This window comes from Pantoea trifolii (genome assembly GCF_024506435.1).
In the GTDB taxonomy this organism is placed as follows: Bacteria; Pseudomonadota; Gammaproteobacteria; order Enterobacterales; family Enterobacteriaceae; genus Pantoea; species Pantoea trifolii.
In genome coordinates, this window is record NZ_JANIET010000001.1 from 1839535 (window position 1) to 1858367 (window position 18833).

At 53.0% G+C, this 18833-nt stretch carries 14 protein-coding genes, 3 tRNA genes and 1 other RNA gene; 9 read left to right on the plus strand and 9 right to left on the minus strand.

Annotation, left to right across the window (positions count from 1 at the left end):
* Positions 1–60: 60 nt before the first annotated feature.
* A complete protein-coding gene (gene ppsR, locus NQH49_RS08565; protein WP_008102960.1) occupies positions 61–888 on the minus strand; it encodes a posphoenolpyruvate synthetase regulatory kinase/phosphorylase PpsR in 828 nt (275 codons plus the stop codon).
* Between the two features lie 449 nt (positions 889–1337).
* Here ppsR and ppsA point away from each other — a divergent pair, with 449 nt between their 5' ends.
* Positions 1338–3725, plus strand: coding sequence for a phosphoenolpyruvate synthase (gene ppsA / locus NQH49_RS08570; RefSeq protein WP_256696323.1), 2388 nt, complete (start codon positions 1338–1340; stop codon positions 3723–3725).
* 99 nt (positions 3726–3824) lie between these two features.
* Here the strand turns inward: ppsA and rprA are convergent.
* Positions 3825–3932, minus strand: an RNA gene (gene rprA / locus NQH49_RS08575) — antisense sRNA RprA.
* 341 nt (positions 3933–4273) lie between these two features.
* Positions 4274–5383 (minus strand): AI-2E family transporter YdiK, encoded by a 1110-nt coding sequence (gene ydiK, locus NQH49_RS08580; RefSeq protein WP_256696324.1) that lies wholly within the window; start codon positions 5381–5383, stop codon positions 4274–4276.
* Positions 5384–5588: 205 nt separating this feature from the next.
* On the opposite strand from ydiK, the gene ydiJ reads away from it, so the two are divergent.
* A complete protein-coding gene (ydiJ, locus tag NQH49_RS08585) occupies positions 5589–8642 on the plus strand; it encodes a D-2-hydroxyglutarate dehydrogenase YdiJ (protein WP_256696325.1) in 3054 nt (1017 codons plus the stop codon).
* Between the two features lie 30 nt (positions 8643–8672).
* Here ydiJ and NQH49_RS08590 read toward each other — a convergent pair whose 3' ends face one another.
* Positions 8673–9077 (minus strand): hypothetical protein, encoded by a 405-nt coding sequence (locus NQH49_RS08590; protein ID WP_008102969.1) that lies wholly within the window; start codon positions 9075–9077, stop codon positions 8673–8675.
* Positions 9078–9466: 389 nt separating this feature from the next.
* Between NQH49_RS08590 and sufA the strand changes: the two genes are divergently transcribed.
* From sufA to NQH49_RS08625, 7 genes are all read left to right on the plus strand, one after another.
* A complete protein-coding gene (sufA, locus tag NQH49_RS08595) occupies positions 9467–9841 on the plus strand; it encodes a Fe-S cluster assembly scaffold SufA (protein ID WP_007892717.1) in 375 nt (124 codons plus the stop codon).
* Between the two features lie 7 nt (positions 9842–9848).
* Positions 9849–11342, plus strand: coding sequence for a Fe-S cluster assembly protein SufB (sufB, locus tag NQH49_RS08600; RefSeq protein ID WP_008102971.1), 1494 nt, complete (start codon positions 9849–9851; stop codon positions 11340–11342).
* A 34-nt stretch (positions 11343–11376) separates the two neighbouring features.
* Positions 11377–12123, plus strand: a complete 747-nt coding sequence (sufC, locus tag NQH49_RS08605) for a Fe-S cluster assembly ATPase SufC (protein WP_008102973.1) — start codon at positions 11377–11379, stop codon at positions 12121–12123.
* On the plus strand, positions 12098–13375 hold the full coding sequence (gene sufD / locus NQH49_RS08610) for a Fe-S cluster assembly protein SufD (RefSeq protein WP_256696326.1): 1278 nt from the start codon (positions 12098–12100) through the stop codon (positions 13373–13375). Before sufC ends, sufD begins: the two co-directional genes overlap by 26 nt.
* Positions 13372–14595, plus strand: a complete 1224-nt coding sequence (gene sufS / locus NQH49_RS08615) for a cysteine desulfurase SufS (protein WP_091003179.1) — start codon at positions 13372–13374, stop codon at positions 14593–14595. The genes sufD and sufS overlap by 4 nt, the downstream gene beginning before the upstream one ends.
* Before the next feature lie 20 nt (positions 14596–14615).
* Positions 14616–15032 (plus strand): cysteine desulfuration protein SufE, encoded by a 417-nt coding sequence (gene sufE, locus NQH49_RS08620; RefSeq protein WP_008102979.1) that lies wholly within the window; start codon positions 14616–14618, stop codon positions 15030–15032.
* A gap of 61 nt (positions 15033–15093) precedes the next feature.
* The gene (locus NQH49_RS08625) at positions 15094–16083 is read left to right on the plus strand and encodes a L,D-transpeptidase family protein (protein WP_256696327.1); all 990 of its coding nucleotides are present in this window, start codon (positions 15094–15096) and stop codon (positions 16081–16083) included.
* Between the two features lie 74 nt (positions 16084–16157).
* Here the strand turns inward: NQH49_RS08625 and NQH49_RS08630 are convergent, their stop codons facing one another.
* The 5 genes from NQH49_RS08630 to NQH49_RS08650 all read right to left on the minus strand — a co-directional run bounded on the left by NQH49_RS08630 (position 16158) and on the right by NQH49_RS08650 (position 18706).
* Positions 16158–16394, minus strand: a complete 237-nt coding sequence (locus NQH49_RS08630; protein ID WP_007892735.1) for a major outer membrane lipoprotein — start codon at positions 16392–16394, stop codon at positions 16158–16160.
* 304 nt (positions 16395–16698) lie between these two features.
* Positions 16699–18111, minus strand: coding sequence for a pyruvate kinase PykF (gene pykF, locus NQH49_RS08635; RefSeq protein ID WP_256696328.1), 1413 nt, complete (start codon positions 18109–18111; stop codon positions 16699–16701).
* 342 nt (positions 18112–18453) lie between these two features.
* Positions 18454–18530: transfer RNA gene (locus tag NQH49_RS08640), tRNA-Val, on the minus strand.
* A gap of 19 nt (positions 18531–18549) precedes the next feature.
* A tRNA-Val gene (locus NQH49_RS08645) sits at positions 18550–18626 on the minus strand.
* 3 nt (positions 18627–18629) lie between these two features.
* A tRNA-Val gene (locus tag NQH49_RS08650) sits at positions 18630–18706 on the minus strand.
* Positions 18707–18833 lie beyond the last annotated feature (127 nt).

Here is an 18833-nt window from a genome sequence, read left to right on the forward strand (position 1 = left end):
CCTACGAATGTGTTGTGCGGTTTTTGTAGGGGCGCCATTTATGGCGACCGCCAGCAATACCTAATACATGTTGCGGTTCAGGCCCATGATGTCGAGGATTTTGGTGGCGATCTCCTCCACCGAATAATTGGTGCTGTTGAGATAACGAATCTGATTGGTGCGGAACAGCGCTTCCACTTCGCCCACCTCGAGACGGCATTGGCGCAGCGAGGCGTAACGGGTATTTTCCGCGCGTTCCTGGCGAATCGCCGCCAGACGTTCAGGATCGATGGTCAACCCAAACAGCTTATGCTGATGTGCACGCAGCGCCGGCGGCAGTTTCAGGTTATCCATATCATCGGCAATAAACGGATAGTTAGCGGCGCGCACGCCAAACTGCATCGCTAAATACAAGCTGGTGGGCGTTTTCCCGCAGCGAGAAACGCCGAGCAGAATTACCTGCGCATCTTCCAAACCGCGCAAAGAAATGCCGTCATCATGCGCGAGGGTATAATCGATGGCCGCGATACGCGCGTCATATTTGCCGAGGTTGCTGGCAGTTAAACCGTGTGTGCGGTGCGCCACCGGCATTGACGCCACGCCCAACTCGCTCTGTAGCGGTGCCACCAGCGCCTGCACGATGTCCTGACAAAAGCCTTCACTCTCGAGAATAATTTCGCGTACATCGGGCGTAACAATAGAGAAGAACACCAGCGGGCGCACGCCGCTCTGCTGATAGAGCGCGTTAATCTGCGCTTTAACCGCTTGAGCGCGTTGCACATTCTCAACAAACGGCAGCGTCACGCTGTGGGCCATCACCGGGAACTGAGATAACACCGCATGGCCCAGTACTTCGGCGGTTATGGCGGTGCCATCAGAAATGTAAAATACGCTGCGTTCAGTGTTCATCGTGCAAATATCCTCTTGCGTATCAATGCCTAAATTATTGATGACAATATTTCATTTTAATTAATATTAAAATGAAATATCCATATTGTCCGCTATTGTGCTCACAAAGATAAATCAGCGAATAATCAATATTAGATGAAATGCTGTTTTGAAATGCGTTATTTTCGCGCATTTTCCTTTTCGCGCATGAAATAAAGCGTGAAGCCGTTGCGCAACAAAAATCAATCGCTAACCCCCTGAAAAAGGGAAAAATATCGCTACAGCAATCTATTAGCGTGAAATAGCCCGGTTGCGCAACTCAATTAATTCTAAGTACTAATCCGATTTTGCCTTTCTTTTCCTGCTTTAACGATTCAACACTTAGTCTTTATTTATCGGTTGTGCCAGGCTGTTTTGGCGAATAGCAAAATGTTCCATGTGTATTCACATCATTTAAAAGGATAATCTCAATGTCCAATCAAGACCAACAGTCGCTAGTGCTCTGGTACAACCAGCTTGGCATGCATGATGTTGATCGGGTGGGAGGCAAGAATGCTTCCCTGGGAGAAATGATTACGAATTTGTCGTCGCTGGGTGTTTCCGTGCCAAACGGTTATGCGACCACATCTTATGCGTTTAATCTGTTCCTCGATCAAAGCGGACTGAACCAGCGTATTTACGATTTGCTGGATAAAACGGATGTTGATGATGTTGCTGAGCTCGCGCAAGCGGGTAAACAGATTCGTCAATGGGTGGTCGATACGCCATTCCAGCCTGAGCTGGAAGCGGCGATTCGTAGCGCCTACGAACAACTCTCTGCTGATGATGCCGACGCCTCCTTTGCGGTGCGATCGTCAGCCACCGCCGAGGATATGCCCGACGCCTCGTTTGCCGGCCAGCAGGAGACTTTCCTTAACGTGCAGGGCTATGACGCGGTGATCATCGCGGTGAAGCACGTTTATGCCTCTTTATTTAACGATCGCGCCATCTCTTACCGTGTGCATCAGGGTTACGACCATCGCGGCGTAGCGCTCTCGGCCGGTATTCAGCGCATGGTGCGATCGGATCTCGCCTCATCAGGCGTAATGTTTACCATTGATACCGAATCAGGCTTCGATCAGGTGGTGTTTATCACCTCAGCCTTTGGTTTGGGCGAAATGGTGGTGCAGGGCGCGGTTAACCCTGACGAGTTCTACGTGCACAAACCGACATTGGCAGCCAACCGTCCGGCAATTGTGCGCCGCACCATGGGCTCGAAAAAGTTGCGCATGGTATATGCCGATTCGCAGGAGCATGGCGAGCAGGTGCGCATTGAAGATGTCGAGCAGGAACAGCGCGATCGCTTCAGCTTAACTGATGATGAAGTGCAGGCGCTGGCGCGCCAGGCGGTGCTGATTGAGCAGCATTACAAACGCCCAATGGACATTGAGTGGGCGAAAGATGGCCACACCGGCAAACTGTTCATCGTGCAGGCGCGTCCGGAAACGGTGCGCTCCAACGGTCAGGTGATGGAACGTTACACGCTGCAGGGTAAAGGCAAAGTGGTGGTCGAGGGCCGCGCCATTGGTCATCGCATCGGTGCCGGTGAAGTTAAAGTGATTCACGACATCAGCGAGATGCACCGCATTGAAAAAGGCGATGTGCTGGTGACCGACATGACCGATCCCGATTGGGAACCGATCATGAAGAAAGCCTCGGCCATCGTCACCAATCGCGGCGGTCGCACTTGCCACGCGGCGATCATCGCGCGTGAACTGGGCATTCCGGCGGTGGTGGGCTGTGGCGATGCCACCGAACACCTGAAAGATGGCCACAAAGTCACGGTTTCCTGTGCCGAAGGCGATACCGGTTATGTCTATAATGAACTGCTGGACTTCGAAGTCACCAGCTCGCAGGTCGATACCATGCCGGAACTGCCGCTGAAGATTATGATGAACATCGGTAACCCGGATCGTGCCTTTGATTTCGCCTGCTTGCCGAATGAAGGTGTTGGCCTGGCGCGTCTGGAATTCATCATTAACCGCATGATTGGCGTGCATCCGAAAGCGCTGCTGGAGTTTGATCAGCAGACGCCAGAACTGCAGCAGCAGATTCGTCAGATGATGAAAGGCTTTGATGATCCGATTGAGTTTTACATCGGCCGTCTGACCGAAGGGATTGCGACCTTGGGTGCGGCGTTTGCGCCGAAACGCGTGATTGTTCGTCTCTCGGATTTCAAAACCAACGAATACGCCAACCTGGTCGGCGGCGAGCGTTACGAGCCGGAAGAAGAGAACCCGATGCTCGGTTTCCGTGGCGCCGGTCGTTACGTTGCTGACAACTTCCGCGATTGCTTCAAGCTGGAGTGCGAAGCGGTGAAGCGCGTGCGTAACGAAATGGGACTGACCAACGTTGAGATCATGATTCCGTTCGTGCGTACCGTCGATCAAGCTGAAGCGGTGGTCGCCGAGCTGGCGAAAAACGGTCTGAAGCGCGGCGAGAACGGCCTGAAAGTGATCATGATGTGTGAGATCCCGTCCAACGCCTTGCTGGCTGAACAGTTCCTCGAGCACTTCGATGGCTTCTCCATCGGCTCAAATGACATGACGCAGCTGGCGCTGGGCCTTGATCGCGACTCTGGCGTGGTGTCCGCGCTGTTTGATGAGCGTAACGATGCGGTGAAAGCACTGTTGTCGATGTCGATCAAAGCAGCGAAAAAGCAGGGCAAATACGTCGGGATTTGTGGTCAGGGCCCGTCGGATCATCAGGACTTTGCGGCATGGTTAATGGAGCAGGGCATTGATAGCCTGTCGCTGAATCCGGATACCGTGGTTGAAACCTGGTTAGGTTTGGCAGAGCTCAACGCTGCGAAACATTAACCAAGTGGCAATTTGATGCTTCAAATGAGAATTTGACGTGTCTTTAAGGTAATTATCAAGGCCAGCGCTGCTGGCCTTGTTGTTTTGCCTGAAAAAAAGCCAAAAAAAAGCCCATCACAGGGGATGGGCAAAGACTACACACAGCAATTCTTTACTTTACTCAGGGGAATAAGGTTGTTTAAAAATCAGTAGCTTGATTCCAAACATAGGAAACATGTTATTGATCAGGCCCGCTGGCGTCTTTAAGAATCCTCTTATTAGTTTAAAGCTGATAACCTTTCGTGGTGATTTTCTTAGTGATCGACCGCTGTTTCAGCTGCAAAAATAATCATTCCGTAAGCAAATCCCACCTAAAGCGCCTAAAACTGCGTTTTTTCTTAAAAATCGCTTATGAAAAAAAATAATTATCAGTAAGGAATGCAAGGTGACGACGTTGAGGCATTAGGCGGGTTAAAGTAAGGCCAGTGTAAAACGGAGAGTTTGGGTATCGTTTTTGGATGGGCATTAAGGTGTATCAGGTCGCCATAAATGGCGACCCTACGAATAACTTAATGTTCTTCTTCGTGATCGGCCAATGCTTCGATGGCGGTTTGCATATCGTCATCCGGTTCAGGTGCTTCATGCATCCACACCGAAACCAGACGATAAGAGACCGCCAATACCACCGGACCGATAAACAGTCCGATCATACCGAAGGCAATCAATCCGCCAATGACGCCAGAGAGAATCAGGATCATCGGTAAATCGGCGCCCATGCGAATCAATACCGGACGCAACACGCTGTCCAACGTACCGACCACGCAGCTCCATACCAGCAGCACCGTGCCCCATGTGGTATCGCCGCTCCAGTAGAGCCAGATAATCGCTGGCACTAACACCACCAGCGGTCCGAGCTGCACCAGACAAGTGAGGATCATCAGCACGGTTAACAGCGTGGCGTAAGGAATGCCGGAAATGGCTAAACCGATGCCGCCGAGTACGCCCTGCACCAGCGCGGTGACCACCACGCCCAGCGCCACGGCGCGAATCGCCTGACCAGCCAGCAGCACTGCGGCATCACCACGGCGTCCGCTCATGCGATAAGCAAAATGACGAATCCCGTGGCCCACCTGCTCACCGCGCCAGTAGAGCAACACGCTGAACAGCAGCATCACGATGAGGTGCATCATAAAGCGGCCAAAGTGTCCGGCCTGCGCCACGAAGAAACCGGTGGTGCGACCAATATAAGGCTGCACCTGATTCAGCATGGCCGCGCCGCCGCCATCCACCAATTTGTGGTAGCTGGAATAGAGTTTTCTGCCGACATAGGGAATCTGTCGCAACCAATCAAGGTCAGGCATCACCAGATGGCGCTGCGTTGCCCAGGCAATCACCGGCGCGCTGTTATCAATCAGGCTGCTGACCAGCAGGGCGATAGGAATAATAAACAGCAGTAATAGCAAAATGGTCATGGCGATGACCGCCAGCGAGCGGCGTCCCCATAGCATCTGTTGCAGACGAATCATCAACGGCCAGGTGGCGATCACCACCATGCTGGCCCAGGCGAAGCCGAGAATAAAGGGCTGCACCACCCACAGACTGGCGATGATCATGATCAGAATGAACATCAGTGAAAACAGCATTTGCGGTAAATCCATACCGCGTTGCAGGTCTTTCATCACAACGGTTAACCTCGATTGAATCCTTCAGAGTGGGGCTGAACAGCCCTGATTAATGATGATCTATTTCCTGAAAATTAAACAGGAAAAGCAGCGACGGCGGCGCGCTTTCCTGAAAAAACAGCAGCCAGCAGAAAAGTATGATAAAACCAAGGGCTGAAAAAAATTACGACGCAAACGTTTACAACATCTCGGTCACTCAATAATGATCCCACAGATTTCTCAGGCACCGGGCCTCGTTCAACTGGTGCTGACATTCCTGCAGTCCTTAAAAGAGCAAGGCTTTACCGGCGATACCGCTACCAGCTATGCCGATCGCCTCTCGCTTTCCACCGACAACAGTATTTATCAGCTGCTGCCTGATGCGGCGCTGTTTCCGCGCTCGACGGCGGATGTAGCCTTGATTGCGCGCCTCGCCGGTGAAACCCGCTTTACCAGCCTGGTGTTTACGCCACGCGGTGGCGGTACCGGCACCAACGGGCAGTCGCTCAATCAGGGCATCGTGGTGGATATGTCGCGCTACATGAACCGCATCCTGGAAATCAACACCGAGCAAGGTTGGGTGCGTGTCGAAGCGGGTGTGGTGAAAGATCAGCTCAATGCGTGGCTCAAGCCGTATGGCTTCTTCTTCTCGCCGGAGCTTTCCACCAGCAACCGCGCCACGCTTGGCGGCATGATCAACACTGATGCATCGGGCCAGGGATCGCTGGTGTATGGCAAAACCTCCGATCACGTTGAAGGACTGCGTGCGGTGCTGCTTGGCGGCGATATCCTCGATACGCGCGCCATGCCGACTGCACTGGCGGAACAACTGGCGAACACGCCAACGGCGGAAGGGCGCATTTATCAGCAGGTGTTAAGCCGCTGTCGTGAACAGCGCGATCTGATTCTGGAGAAATTTCCCAAACTCAATCGCTTCCTGACCGGCTACGACCTGCGTCATGTGTTCAGTGATGATTTACAGACCTTCGATCTGACGCGTTTGCTGTGCGGCGCGGAAGGCACATTGGCCTTTATTACTGAAGCGCGCCTCGACATCACGCCCATCCCGAAAGTGCGCCGTCTGGTGAACATCAAATACGACTCCTTCGACTCGGCCCTGCGTAATGCCCCTTTTATGGTGGAAGCCAAAGCGCTGTCGGTAGAAACCGTTGACTCGAAAGTATTGAACCTGGCGCGTGAAGATATCGTCTGGCATTCGGTGAATGAATTAATTACCGATGTGCCAGACAAAGAGATGCTCGGCCTCAACATCGTGGAGTTTGCCGGTGATGATGGCGAACTGATTGAGCAGCAAATCAGCACGCTGTGCCAGCGTTTAGATGAGCTGATGCAGCAGCAGATGGGCGGCGTGATCGGCTATCAATTGTGTGACGATTTAGGCGGCATTGAGCGCATCTATAATATGCGCAAAAAAGCGGTTGGCCTGTTGGGGAACGCCAAAGGGCGCGCCAAGCCGATTCCGTTTGTCGAAGATACCGCCGTGCCGCCAGAGCAGCTGGCGGATTACATCGTCGATTTTCGCGCATTGCTTGACAGCCACGGCCTGAGTTACGGCATGTTTGGTCACGTGGATGCCGGCGTGCTGCATGTGCGTCCGGCGCTGGATATGTGCGATCCGCAGCAGGAGCTGCTGATGAAGCAGATCTCCGATGAAGTGGTGGCGCTGACCGCACGCTACGGCGGGTTATTGTGGGGCGAACACGGCAAAGGTTTCCGCGCGCAATACAGCCCGGAATTCTTTGGTGAGACGCTGTTCAACGAATTGCGCCGTATCAAAGCCGCCTTCGATCCAGATAACCGCATGAATCCCGGCAAGATCTGTACGCCGCTGGGCAGTGATGAACCGATGATGCAGGTTGATGCGGTGAAACGCGGCACCTACGATCGACAGATTCCGGTCACGGTACGCAACGAGTGGCGTGGCGCGATGGAGTGTAATGGTAACGGCTTGTGCTTCAACTTTGATGCGCGTAGCCCGATGTGCCCGTCGATGAAAATCACCCGCAACCGCATTCACTCACCGAAAGGGCGCGCCACACTCACGCGTGAATGGTTGCGCTTGCTCTCCGAGCAGGGCGTGGATCCCGTTCAGCTGGAGCAGGCGCTGCCCAAACAGGGCGCCAGCTTGCGTACGTTGATTCAGCGCACGCGCAATACCTGGCATGCGAATCAGGGCGAATATGACTTCTCGCACGAAGTGAAAGAGGCGATGTCGGGCTGTCTGGCGTGTAAAGCCTGTTCGACGCAGTGCCCGATCAAGATCGATGTGCCGAACTTCCGTTCACGCTTCCTGCAGCTTTATCACACGCGCTATCTGCGTCCGATGAGCGATCATCTGGTGGCTAGCGTGGAGAGTTACGCGCCGTTGATGGCCAAAGCGCCCAAGGTGTTCAACTTCTTCCTCAAACAGCCGTGGATGCGCGAACTGAGCAAAACGCATATCGGCATGGTGGATTTGCCACTGCTGTCATCGCCAAGCCTCAAGCAGCAGTTAGGCGGTCATCCAGCGATGAACCTGACGCTGGAGCAGTTAGAAGCACTGGATGCGGCGCAACGTGAAAACTGTGTGCTGGTGGTACAAGATCCTTTCACCAGCTATTACGAAGCGCAGCTGGTGACCGATTTCGTCAAGCTGATTGAGAAACTCGGTTATCGTCCGGTGCTGCTGCCGTTTTCACCGAACGGCAAGGCGCAGCATGTAAAAGGCTTCCTGCAACGCTTTGCACGTACCGCCAGCAAAACCGCCGATTTTCTCAACCGCGTGGCGAAACTGGGCATGCCGATGGTCGGCGTCGATCCGGCGACCGTACTTTGCTATCGCGACGAATACAACCAGGTGCTGGGCGATCAGCGCGGCGAGTTTAGCGTGCAACTGGTGCACGAGTGGCTGCAAACCGCCTTGTCTCCTCGCGCGGAACAAACCGCCAGCGGCGAAGCCTGGTATCTGTTTGCGCACTGCACCGAAGTGACCGCGCTGCCCTCCACGCCGAATCAGTGGCAGAGCATTTTTGCACGCTTTGGCGCGAAGCTGGAAAACGTCAACGTCGGTTGTTGCGGCATGGCGGGAACCTATGGCCACGAAAGCGAAAACCTGGAGAATTCACTGGGGATTTATGAGCTTTCCTGGCATCCGCAACTGCAAAAGCTGCCGCGTCAACGCTGTCTCGCAACCGGCTTTTCCTGTCGTAGTCAGGTAAAACGCGCAGAAGGCAATGGCATGCGTCATCCACTGCAAGCGTTACTGGAAATGATGTAAACAAATTGTAGGAGTCGTCACAAAGCTGGATTAGAATATCCAGCCTGCGTGGCGAACAAAATCACTCTGCAGGCGGGTAGCTTGATCCCACTCGCCGCTCAGCGCCAGTTGATGACACAAACGTGTTAATGACAGGCGCGCCAGTTGATAGGCCTGAATCCGAAACAAACGGTCACGATCGGCATTGCCCATCTCCTGCACTAAGCGGTGATGGAGCTTGCCCATGGCATGCAGAAAGCTATGATCGTCGCCGTTGAGTTCGCAGATTTCTGCCATATCGAGGCAGGTGTCGTTGAAGCGACGCAGTTGGTCTAGAGTGCAATCGGTGCGGTTGAGCTTTGCCTGAGCCATGTAGAAGTCAACGGTGATATCGCGCACCGAAAACTTATATTCGTCGATTTTATGTTGTAACCAGGCTGAGACGGTAAGCGTCATATCGCCACCTTTTTAGGTTAATGATAATCATTATCATATTCAACCGCGTCAGGAATGCAATTCCCGCTGTGAAATTTTATTGATTTCTTCCGCCTGTTACTAAAATCGGCAATAACAATTTCTTTACATAGTAGAAAGGCGTAACCTATCAATCAGGATTAAATCGTAAAATTGATTTTAAAAAATTTGCGACAATTTAACGGGTTACGCTGGTCAGGCACGCACGGGAATGCCGCCGTCAATCTGCTTTGAAGCGACTATGCTTAATAAAGCAGCAGTGAAAAATAGCACGAGATGATTATCCCTGCAAAACAAGAGGTTGAAGTGATATCTGATATCACTACCATAGGGGGATAGCCTGAAAAGGCCCAGACATACGAGGTAGCACAATGTCATCAGTAAATGCCGACTCCTTTTCACCCGAAGATTTCGTCTGGAAAGGGCTCACGCTGACCGAATCGGCAGCGAAACAGATTCTTAACCTGGTAGAACAAGACCCTGAAGTCAAGGGCTTGAAACTGGGTGTGAAAACGTCCGGCTGTGCCGGCTTTGGGTACGTCATGGATCTGGTAAAGGATCCTGCCGATGACGACCTGCAGTTTGAGCAATTCGGCGCAAAACTGTTTGTGCCACTTCAGGCGATGCCGTTTGTTGACGGTACCGAGCTGGATTATGTCCGCGAAGGTCTTAACCAGATTTTTAAATTCAACAACCCTAAAGCTCAACACGCCTGCGGGTGCGGTGAAAGCTTTGGCGTCGAGTAAGTAAAACATGTCACGACACACCGAAGCATCTGATGATGTACAAATGTGGGAAGGCAAGCTCAATTATAAAGAGGGCTTCTTTACCCAGTTACAAACCGAAGAATTTGCCCACGGCATCAATGAAGATGTGGTGCGTGCGATTTCGGCTAAACGTAACGAACCTGAATGGATGCTTGAATTCCGTCTCAAGGCGTTCCGCGCCTGGGAGCAAATGGAAGAGCCGCACTGGCTGAAAGCGCACTACGAAAAACTGGATTATCAGGATTACAGCTACTACTCTGCGCCGTCCTGCGGCAACTGCGATGACAGCTGTGCTTCTGAACCTGGCGCCACCCAAACCTCCGGCAGCGTCGCGTCCAGCGACTACCTGACGAAGGAAGTGGAAGACGCGTTTAACCAGTTAGGCGTTCCAGTGCGTGAAGGGCGTGAAGTGGCGGTGGATGCGATTTTCGACTCCGTCTCCGTTTCGACCACCTATCGCGGCAAGCTGGCGGAGCAGGGCATTATCTTCTGCTCGTTCGGCGAAGCGATTCACGATCACCCAGAGCTGGTGCAGAAGTATCTCGGGACTGTCGTGCCGCCAAACGATAACTTCTTTGCCGCGCTGAACTCGGCTGTGGCCTCTGACGGTACCTTCGTGTACATCCCGAAAGGCGTACGTTGCCCGATGGAGCTGTCGACCTATTTCCGCATCAACGCGGCAAAAACCGGTCAGTTTGAGCGCACCATCTTGATCGCCGATGAAGACAGCTACGTCAGCTATATCGAAGGTTGCTCTGCGCCGGTGCGTGACACCTATCAGCTGCACGCCGCAGTGGTAGAAGTGATCATCCATAAAAACGCTGAAGTGAAATACTCCACCGTGCAGAACTGGTTCCCAGGCGGTGAAGGCGAGGGCGGTATCCTCAACTTCGTCACCAAGCGTGCCCTGTGCGAAGGCGATCACAGCAAGATGTCCTGGACGCAGTCTGAGACCGGTTCAGCGATTACCTGGAAATATCCAAGTTGCATCCTGCGCGGTGATTACTCGATTGGTGAGTTCTACTCAGTCGCGCTGACTGCGGGACGCCAGCAGGCGGATACCGGTACCAAGATGATTCACATTGGTAAAAACACCAAGTCGACCATCATCTCGAAAGGTATCTCTGCCGGTAAGAGCCAGAACACCTATCGCGGCCTGGTGAAAATCATGCCAACCGCGACCAACGCGCGTAACTTCACCCAGTGTGACTCGATGCTGATTGGTGCCGAGTGCGGTGCGCACACCTTCCCGTATGTGGAAACGCGCAACAACACCGCCCATCTGGAGCACGAAGCCACTACCTCGCGCATCGGTGAAGATCAGATGTTCTACTGCCTGCAGCGTGGCATCAGCGAAGAAGATGCGATCTCAATGATCGTTAACGGCTTCTGCAAAGACGTTTTCTCCGAGCTGCCACTGGAATTCGCCGTGGAAGCGCAAAAATTGTTAGCTATCAGCCTTGAGCACAGTGTGGGCTGATGCCCGTTGCCGGAAGCAATGTGAAGGAAAGAGTATGTTAAGCATTAAAGATTTGCAGGTTAGCGTTGAAGACAAAGAGATTTTGCGCGGTCTGAACCTTGAAGTGAAACCGGGCGAAGTCCACGCCATCATGGGACCAAATGGTTCAGGTAAAAGTACCCTGTCTGCAACGCTGGCTGGTCGTGAAGATTACGAAGTCACTGGCGGTTCTGTCACCTTTAAGGGCAAAGACCTGCTGGAACTTGAGCCAGAAGAGCGTGCCGGTGAAGGCATCTTCATGGCGTTCCAGTATCCGGTAGAAATTCCGGGCGTCAGCAACCAGTTCTTCCTGCAGACCTCGGTCAACGCGGTGCGTAAATACCGTGAGCAGGAGCCGCTGGACCGTTTCGACTTCCAGGACTTTATCGAAGATAAAATCCAGCTGCTGAAGATGCCAGAAGATTTGCTGACCCGTTCAGTAAACGTCGGCTTCTCCGGCGGTGAGAAGAAGCGTAACGATATCCTGCAGATGGCGGCCCTGGAACCTGAGCTGTGCATCCTTGATGAAACCGACTCCGGTCTGGATATCGATGCGCTGAAAATCGTAGCCGAAGGCGTTAACAGCCTGCGCGACGGTAAGCGTTCATTCATCATCGTGACGCACTACCAGCGCATCCTGGATTACATCAAGCCGGATCATGTACACGTGCTGTATCAGGGCAAGATCGTTAAATCTGGCGACTTCTCGCTGGTGAAACAGTTGGAGGAGCAAGGCTATGGCTGGCTTACCGACCAAGAGTGATAACGCCCTGCAGCAGTGGCATCACCTGTTTGAATCGCGCGGTGACGTACGTTCTTTACAGGCGCAGCAGCACTGGCAGCAACTGATGCGTGTCGGCTTGCCCACGCGTAAGCATGAAAACTGGAAATACACGCCGCTTGATGGCCTGCTGGCGCAGCAATTTGTGCTGCCACAGCCGCAGGACGTGAGCGCGGAGCAAGTTGAAGCGCTGGCGCTGCCGGTTGATGCGGTGCGTCTGGTGTTTGTTGATGGTCGCTTTCAGGCCGAATTGAGCAGCCGTGATACCGGCCTGTTTGAAATTCAGCATGCGCAGGCTTCTGAGCGTCGTCCGCTGCCGGCACCGATTCAGCCGGAAGTGTTCCTGCATCTGACCGAAAGTCTGGCGGAAGAAGCGACCACTATTCGTCTGGCGCGTGGCAAATCAGCGGCTAAACCGCTCTATCTGCTGCACATCACCAGCGGTCAGGACGCGGGCACCAACACCGTGCACCATCGCCACCATCTGCAGCTGGAAGCCAGCGCAGAAGCGGAAGTGATTGAGCACTACGTTACGCTGAATGACGTGGCGCACTTTACCGGCGCGCGTTTCACGTTCGACGTGGCCGACAATGCCAAACTGCAGCACATCAAACTGTCATTTGAGAGTGAGAAGGCTTACCACTTCGCGCACAATGACGTGGTGATGGGCCGTGATGCGAATGTGGCCACCACCAGCTTCCTGCTGGGTGCGGGCTTATCGCGTCACAACACCAGCGCGCAGCTGAATGGCGAAAATACCAATCTGGCGATCAACAGCTTGTCGTTGCCGGTGAATCAGGAAGTGTGCGATACCCGCAGCTATCTGGAGCACAACAAAGGCTACTGCACCAGCCGTCAGATGCACAAAGTCATCGCGCGCGATAAAGGTCGTGCGGTGTTCAATGGCATGATCAAAGTGGCACAGCACGCGCTGAAAACCGATGGACAGATGACCAACAACAACCTGTTGCTGGGCCGTCTGGCTGAAGTGGACACCAAGCCGCAGCTGGAAATCTATGCGGATGACGTGAAGTGCAGTCACGGTGCGACCATTGGTCGTATTGATGAAGAGCAGATGTTCTATCTGCGCTCGCGCGGCATCGATGAGACTGCCGCACAGCGTATGATCATCCATGCATTTGCCGCTGAACTCACCGAAACGCTGGAGAATCCGGTACTGCGCCAGGTGGTGCTGCAGCGCATTGCCGCGCGTATTCCGGGAGTTGAGTCATGAGTTTCGATCTCGAACGCATCAGAGCGGAATTTCCGATTCTGAAACGTGAGGTCAACGGACATCCGCTGGCCTACCTTGATAGCGCGGCCAGCGCACAGCGCCCGCTCGCGGTCATCAATGCGGAAAGTTATTTCTACCAGCACGGCTATGCGGCCGTGCACCGCGGTATCCATTCGTTGAGCGCGCAGGCGACCACCGACATGGAAAACGTGCGTCATCAGGCAGCGCGTTTTCTTAATGCCGCTTCGCCTGAAGAGATTATCTTCGTCAAAGGCACCACCGAAGCCATCAATCTGGTGGCTAACAGTTGGGGCGGCAGCCAGCTGCAGCCGGGCGACAACATCATCATCACCGAGATGGAGCATCACGCTAACATCGTACCGTGGCAGATGGTGGCGCAGCGTACCGGCGCAGAAATTCGCGTACTGCCGCTGAATGCGCAGGGCGAACTGGCGCTGGAGCAGCTGAGCGGCTTGATTGATAGTCGCACCCGTTTGCTGGCGGTGACCCACGTTTCAAACGTGCTCGGCACAGTCAATCCGGTGAAAGCCATCGTGGCGCAAGCGAAAGCCGCTGGCGTGATTACGCTGGTGGATGGCGCGCAAGCGGTGATGCATCACGCGGTGGATGTACAGGATATCGACTGCGACTTCTACGCCTTCTCCGGCCATAAAATTTATGGTCCGACCGGCATTGGGGTGCTTTACGCGCGTAAAGCGTTGCAGGAGATCATGCCTCCGTGGGAAGGCGGCGGTTCGATGATTTCTGAAGTGGTGCTGCCAACTGGCACCACCTTTAACAGTACGCCATGGCGTTTCGAAGCGGGCACGCCGAATACCGGCGGCATCATTGGATTAGGTGCGGCGTTAACGTGGATCAGCGAATTGGGCCTGGATGTGATTCATCAGCGCGAATCGATGCTGATGCGTTATGCGCTGGATAAACTGGCTTCGGTGCCGGATCTGGTGATTTACGGTCCGGAAAGTCGCAGCGGCGTGGTGGCCTTTAATCTCGGCAAGCATCACGCGTTTGATGTCGGCAGTTTCCTTGATCAATACGGTATTGCGATCCGCACTGGCCATCACTGTGCGATGCCGCTGATGCGTCATTATGCGGTGCCGGCGATGTGTCGTGCCTCCTTCGCGCTGTATAACACCGAAGAAGAAGCCGATCGCCTGGCCGCAGGTTTGACCCGTATTCATCGTCTGCTGGGCGGTTGAGCAGATTTCAGGAGTGATTCATGGCGAATTTGCCAGATAAAGAGAGACTGGTTCGTAACTTTAATCGTTGCGCTAACTGGGAAGAGAAGTACCTCTACATCATTGAACTCGGTGGGAAATTACCAGAATCCTCCGAAAGCTTACAACAGCCAGAACACGTGATTTCAGGCTGCCAGAGCCAGGTGTGGATACGCATGACCCCGCAGGCCGATGGCACCATCGCCTTTGAAGGTGACAGTGATGCCGCCATCGTTAAAGGGTTGATTGCAGTGGTATTTAGCCTGTATCAGGGGCTTAAGGCGCCAGAGATTCTCGATCTCGATGTGCGCCACTGGTTCGGCGAATTAGCGCTGACCTCACATCTCACTCCCTCGCGTTCGCAGGGGCTGGAAGCCATGATCCGCGCGATCCGGCATAACGCTCAGACCCTCAGCTAAGTTACACTCTCCAGACCCCGGCTTGACCGGGGTCTGTTCTATCCGACAAAGAGAAAATTGCATGAAACCAGCCTTACGTTTAGCCGGTGCATTGCTGTTGTCCTGTTGCGGACTCTCTGCACCTGCATTTGCTACGGAATATCCCCTACCAGCCGATAACAGCCGTTTAATTGGCGAGAATACCCTGACCACTGTGCCAGATGACAAACGGCCGCTGGAGAGCATTGCCGCGCGTTATAAGATAGGCATGCTCGGCATGCTGGAAGCCAATCCCGGCGTTGACCCCTGGCTGCCAAAGGCCGGCACACAATTAACCGTGCCGCTGCAGATGCTGCTGCCTGATGCGCCACGCGAAGGTATCGTGATTAACCTCGCGGAGCTGCGGCTCTACTACTATCCGAAAGGTGAAGATCGTGTGGTGGTCTATCCGATTGGTATCGGTCAACTGGGCGCCATGACGCCAACCATGGTCACCAGCATCAGCCAGAAAATCCCTAATCCTACCTGGACGCCAACCACCAATATCCGCAAGCGCTATGCCAAAGAGGGCATCACCTTGCCGGGCGTGGTGCCCGCTGGGCCAGATAACCCGATGGGGCTGTTTGCCATGCGTCTGGCGCGTGGTACTGGTCAGTACCTGATTCATGGCACCAATGCTGACTTTGGTATTGGTATGCGCGTGAGTTCTGGCTGTATTCGCCTGCGACCGGATGATATTGAAGCGCTGTTCAACAGCGTGCCAAAAGGAACGCGCGTGCAGGTGATCAATCAGCCCATCAAATATGCGATTGAGCCCGACGGTAAGCGCTACGTTGAAGTGCATCAGCCTTTATCGCGCAATGATAAGGATGATCCACAAACCATGCCGATTGCGCAGTCTGCGCAGCTGAAAGCTTTCTCTAAGAATGAGAAGAGTGATACCGCGTTGATTAATGAAGCGATAGCCCGACGTTCAGGCATGCCGGTGTTAGTGAGCAGTGGTGAGCCAGTAATGGATGAGAGCGCAGCACCGACGACGGAGCAGAGTGCTGAAGCAATAGCGCAGCCCTGAATTCGGACCAGAGAAACGCAGAATCAGGACAAAAAAAATGGTGCCACATGGGCACCATTTTTCAACCAGTACTCTTACTTACGGTAAGAGTGAGCCTGGTTGTCCAGACGCTGGTTAGCGCGAGCTGCGTCATCTTTAGCAGCCTGAACGTCAGAACGGATTGCGTTCACGTCGTTGCTCAGCTGATCAACTTTAGCGTTCAGAGTCTGAACGTCTGAAGACAGTTGGTCGATTTTAGCGTTGCTTGAGCAACCAGCCAGCATAGTTGAAGCCAGGATTACAGCGCCCAGTACCAGTTTAGTGCGATTCATTCTTTATACCCTCTAGATTGAGTTAATCTCCATGTAGCGTTACAAGTATTACACAAAGCTTTTTGAGTTGAGAATAAATTTTTGATGAGAACATGCTTAATTTTGATCGTTCGCTCAAAGAAACAGCATTTCACAGAAGAAGATGAAAATAATTAGCTAAAACAGAGAGATTTAATCGGACTAACCTTAATCATACGAGATTTTGAATAGTTAATTTCGATTGGAAATTTCTGGTTTTTGTATTACATCAGCAATAAAAAAAGCGCCTGTTAAAGGCGCTTTTTAATAAAAATTCAGTTGCTAATCAGATTACATGTACAGAAGCGGTGTTTGTCGTTCCGCTTGGCACTAATGCGCCTGAAACCATGACCACAACATCGCCTTTCTGCGCATATCCGCTTTCCAGCGCCATTTCTTTACCAATGCGATAGAAATCATCAGTTGAGGCAATTTCTGTCACCAGATGGGTTTCGATACCTTTGCTCAGAATCAGCTGACGCGCAGTGGTTTCGTTGGTAGTGAGCGCCAGAATGGTGGCATCCGGGAAATACTTACGGATGGCTTTGGCAGATTTACCGCCTTCGGTGGCTACAACAATCAGTGGTGCTTCCAGCTTCTCTGCAGTCTCAACCGCACCGCGGCACACTGCTTCGGTGATGCGCAGCTTGCGTGAGTCTTGCAGCGTGTCGATGCGGGATTTCATCACGCGATCGGTACGCTCACAGATGGTCGCCATAATGGTGACCGATTCCAGCGGATAGCGACCTTTCGCGCTCTCACCAGACAACATTACTGCATCGGTACCATCGAGGATGGCGTTAGCCACGTCGCCAGCTTCTGCGCGGGTAGGGCGCGGGTTTTTAATCATAGAATCCAGCATCTGCGTCGCAGTGATCACCACTTTGCGTGCTTTATTACATTTTTTGATCATCATCTTCTGCGCGAAGATCACTTCTTCAACCGGGATTTCAACGCCGAGGTCGCCACGCGCAACCATGATGCCATCTGACGCTTCGAGGATCTCGTCGAAGTTGTTCAGGCCTTCCTGGTTCTCGATTTTCGAGATGATCTGAATATGTTCGCCGCCGTGTGCTTTCAGGTGCTCACGGATTTCAAGCACGTCAGAACGCTTACGGATAAACGACGCGGCGACGAAATCAACGTTCTGCTCGCAACCAAAGATCAGGTCGCGCTTATCTTTTTCCGCCAGTGCAGGCAGCTGAATGGAGACACCTGGCAGGTTGACGCCTTTGTTTTCACCCAGATCGCCGTTGTTCAGGACATGACAGATCACTGAGTTCTCAGTGACTTCAGTCACCTGCATACCGATCAAGCCATCGTCGACCAGTACGGTGTTACCAATTTTCAGGTCTTCAGTGAAACCGGCGTAGGTCACGGCAACACGTTCGCTGTTACCAATCACCGTCTGATCGGTAGTGAAGGTGAAGGTCTGGCCCGCTTTCAACGATACATCGTTGCCGCCTTCCAGTTTCATGGTACGAATTTCCGGACCTTTGGTGTCCAGCAGAATAGCGGCCTGACGACCGGTTTTTTCCATAACGGCACGCATGTTGGTGATGCGTTGGCCGTGTTCAGCATAATCCCCGTGCGAGAAGTTCAGGCGCATCACGTTCATGCCCGCTTCCAGCAAATGGGTCAGCATCTCTTCAGATTCGGTTTTTGGACCGATAGTACAAACGATTTTGGTCTTTTTCATGTCAGGTTTTCTATAAGTTGTGATGGATGATAAAGGTCGGGATTCGATGCGCATGGCACCGAAGTGAGAATATTTATGGTGTTGGAACGGATTTCACAGAAATAAGAATAGGAGACGAAAGCAAAGCGTGCAGAGAAGTTATGCAGTACGCGAGGGAACTGAGTGATCAGTGTTGCGCAAATCATTGGAGTTGTTTGCATAGGCACGTTAGCGCTGAAACCTTTCAGGTGGAACAACGCGGCATAGTATAGTCGCTAAGTATGCGAAAACCAATATAAAAGCGGCGTGATAAAGACGATGCAGATCAAGAAAAAGGTGTTGCGCAAGGAGATAAAACCAGAGTGGTGCGCTCTAATGGACTCGAACCATCGACCCCCACCATGTCAAGGTGGTGCTCTAACCAACTGAGCTAAGAGCGCATTCAGGAAATTCACTAATTGGTGCGTCCGAGTGGACTCGAACCACCGACCCCCACCATGTCAAGGTGGTGCTCTAACCAACTGAGCTACGGACGCACTTGGTGCGCTCTAATGGACTCGAACCATCGACCCCCACCATGTCAAGGTGGTGCTCTAACCAACTGAGCTAAGAGCGCAACACGCTGTCAGGGCGACAGCGGGGACGAATATTAACGGCAGGCTGTGATGCTGGCAAGGGGAAAAAGTGTTTTTCCCCTACGACTGACCAGCAACTGTGCTATGCGTCGTTTTTTTCGCCGTTAC

Excerpts from the sequence above, each read along its gene's own strand:
- ppsR (WP_008102960.1), bottom strand. The coding sequence starts at position 888 with ATGAACACTGAACGCAGCGTATTTTACATTTCTGATGGCACCGCCATA.
- ppsA (WP_256696323.1), top strand. The coding sequence starts at position 1,338 with ATGTCCAATCAAGACCAACAGTCGCTAGTGCTCTGGTACAACCAGCTT.
- ydiK (WP_256696324.1), bottom strand. The coding sequence starts at position 5,383 with ATGAAAGACCTGCAACGCGGTATGGATTTACCGCAAATGCTGTTTTCA.
- ydiJ (WP_256696325.1), top strand. The coding sequence starts at position 5,589 with ATGATCCCACAGATTTCTCAGGCACCGGGCCTCGTTCAACTGGTGCTG.
- NQH49_RS08590 (WP_008102969.1), bottom strand. The coding sequence starts at position 9,077 with ATGACGCTTACCGTCTCAGCCTGGTTACAACATAAAATCGACGAATAT.
- sufA (WP_007892717.1), top strand. The coding sequence starts at position 9,467 with ATGTCATCAGTAAATGCCGACTCCTTTTCACCCGAAGATTTCGTCTGG.
- sufB (WP_008102971.1), top strand. The coding sequence starts at position 9,849 with ATGTCACGACACACCGAAGCATCTGATGATGTACAAATGTGGGAAGGC.
- sufC (WP_008102973.1), top strand. The coding sequence starts at position 11,377 with ATGTTAAGCATTAAAGATTTGCAGGTTAGCGTTGAAGACAAAGAGATT.
- sufD (WP_256696326.1), top strand. The coding sequence starts at position 12,098 with ATGGCTGGCTTACCGACCAAGAGTGATAACGCCCTGCAGCAGTGGCAT.
- sufS (WP_091003179.1), top strand. The coding sequence starts at position 13,372 with ATGAGTTTCGATCTCGAACGCATCAGAGCGGAATTTCCGATTCTGAAA.
- sufE (WP_008102979.1), top strand. The coding sequence starts at position 14,616 with ATGGCGAATTTGCCAGATAAAGAGAGACTGGTTCGTAACTTTAATCGT.
- NQH49_RS08625 (WP_256696327.1), top strand. The coding sequence starts at position 15,094 with ATGAAACCAGCCTTACGTTTAGCCGGTGCATTGCTGTTGTCCTGTTGC.
- NQH49_RS08630 (WP_007892735.1), bottom strand. The coding sequence starts at position 16,394 with ATGAATCGCACTAAACTGGTACTGGGCGCTGTAATCCTGGCTTCAACT.
- pykF (WP_256696328.1), bottom strand. The coding sequence starts at position 18,111 with ATGAAAAAGACCAAAATCGTTTGTACTATCGGTCCAAAAACCGAATCT.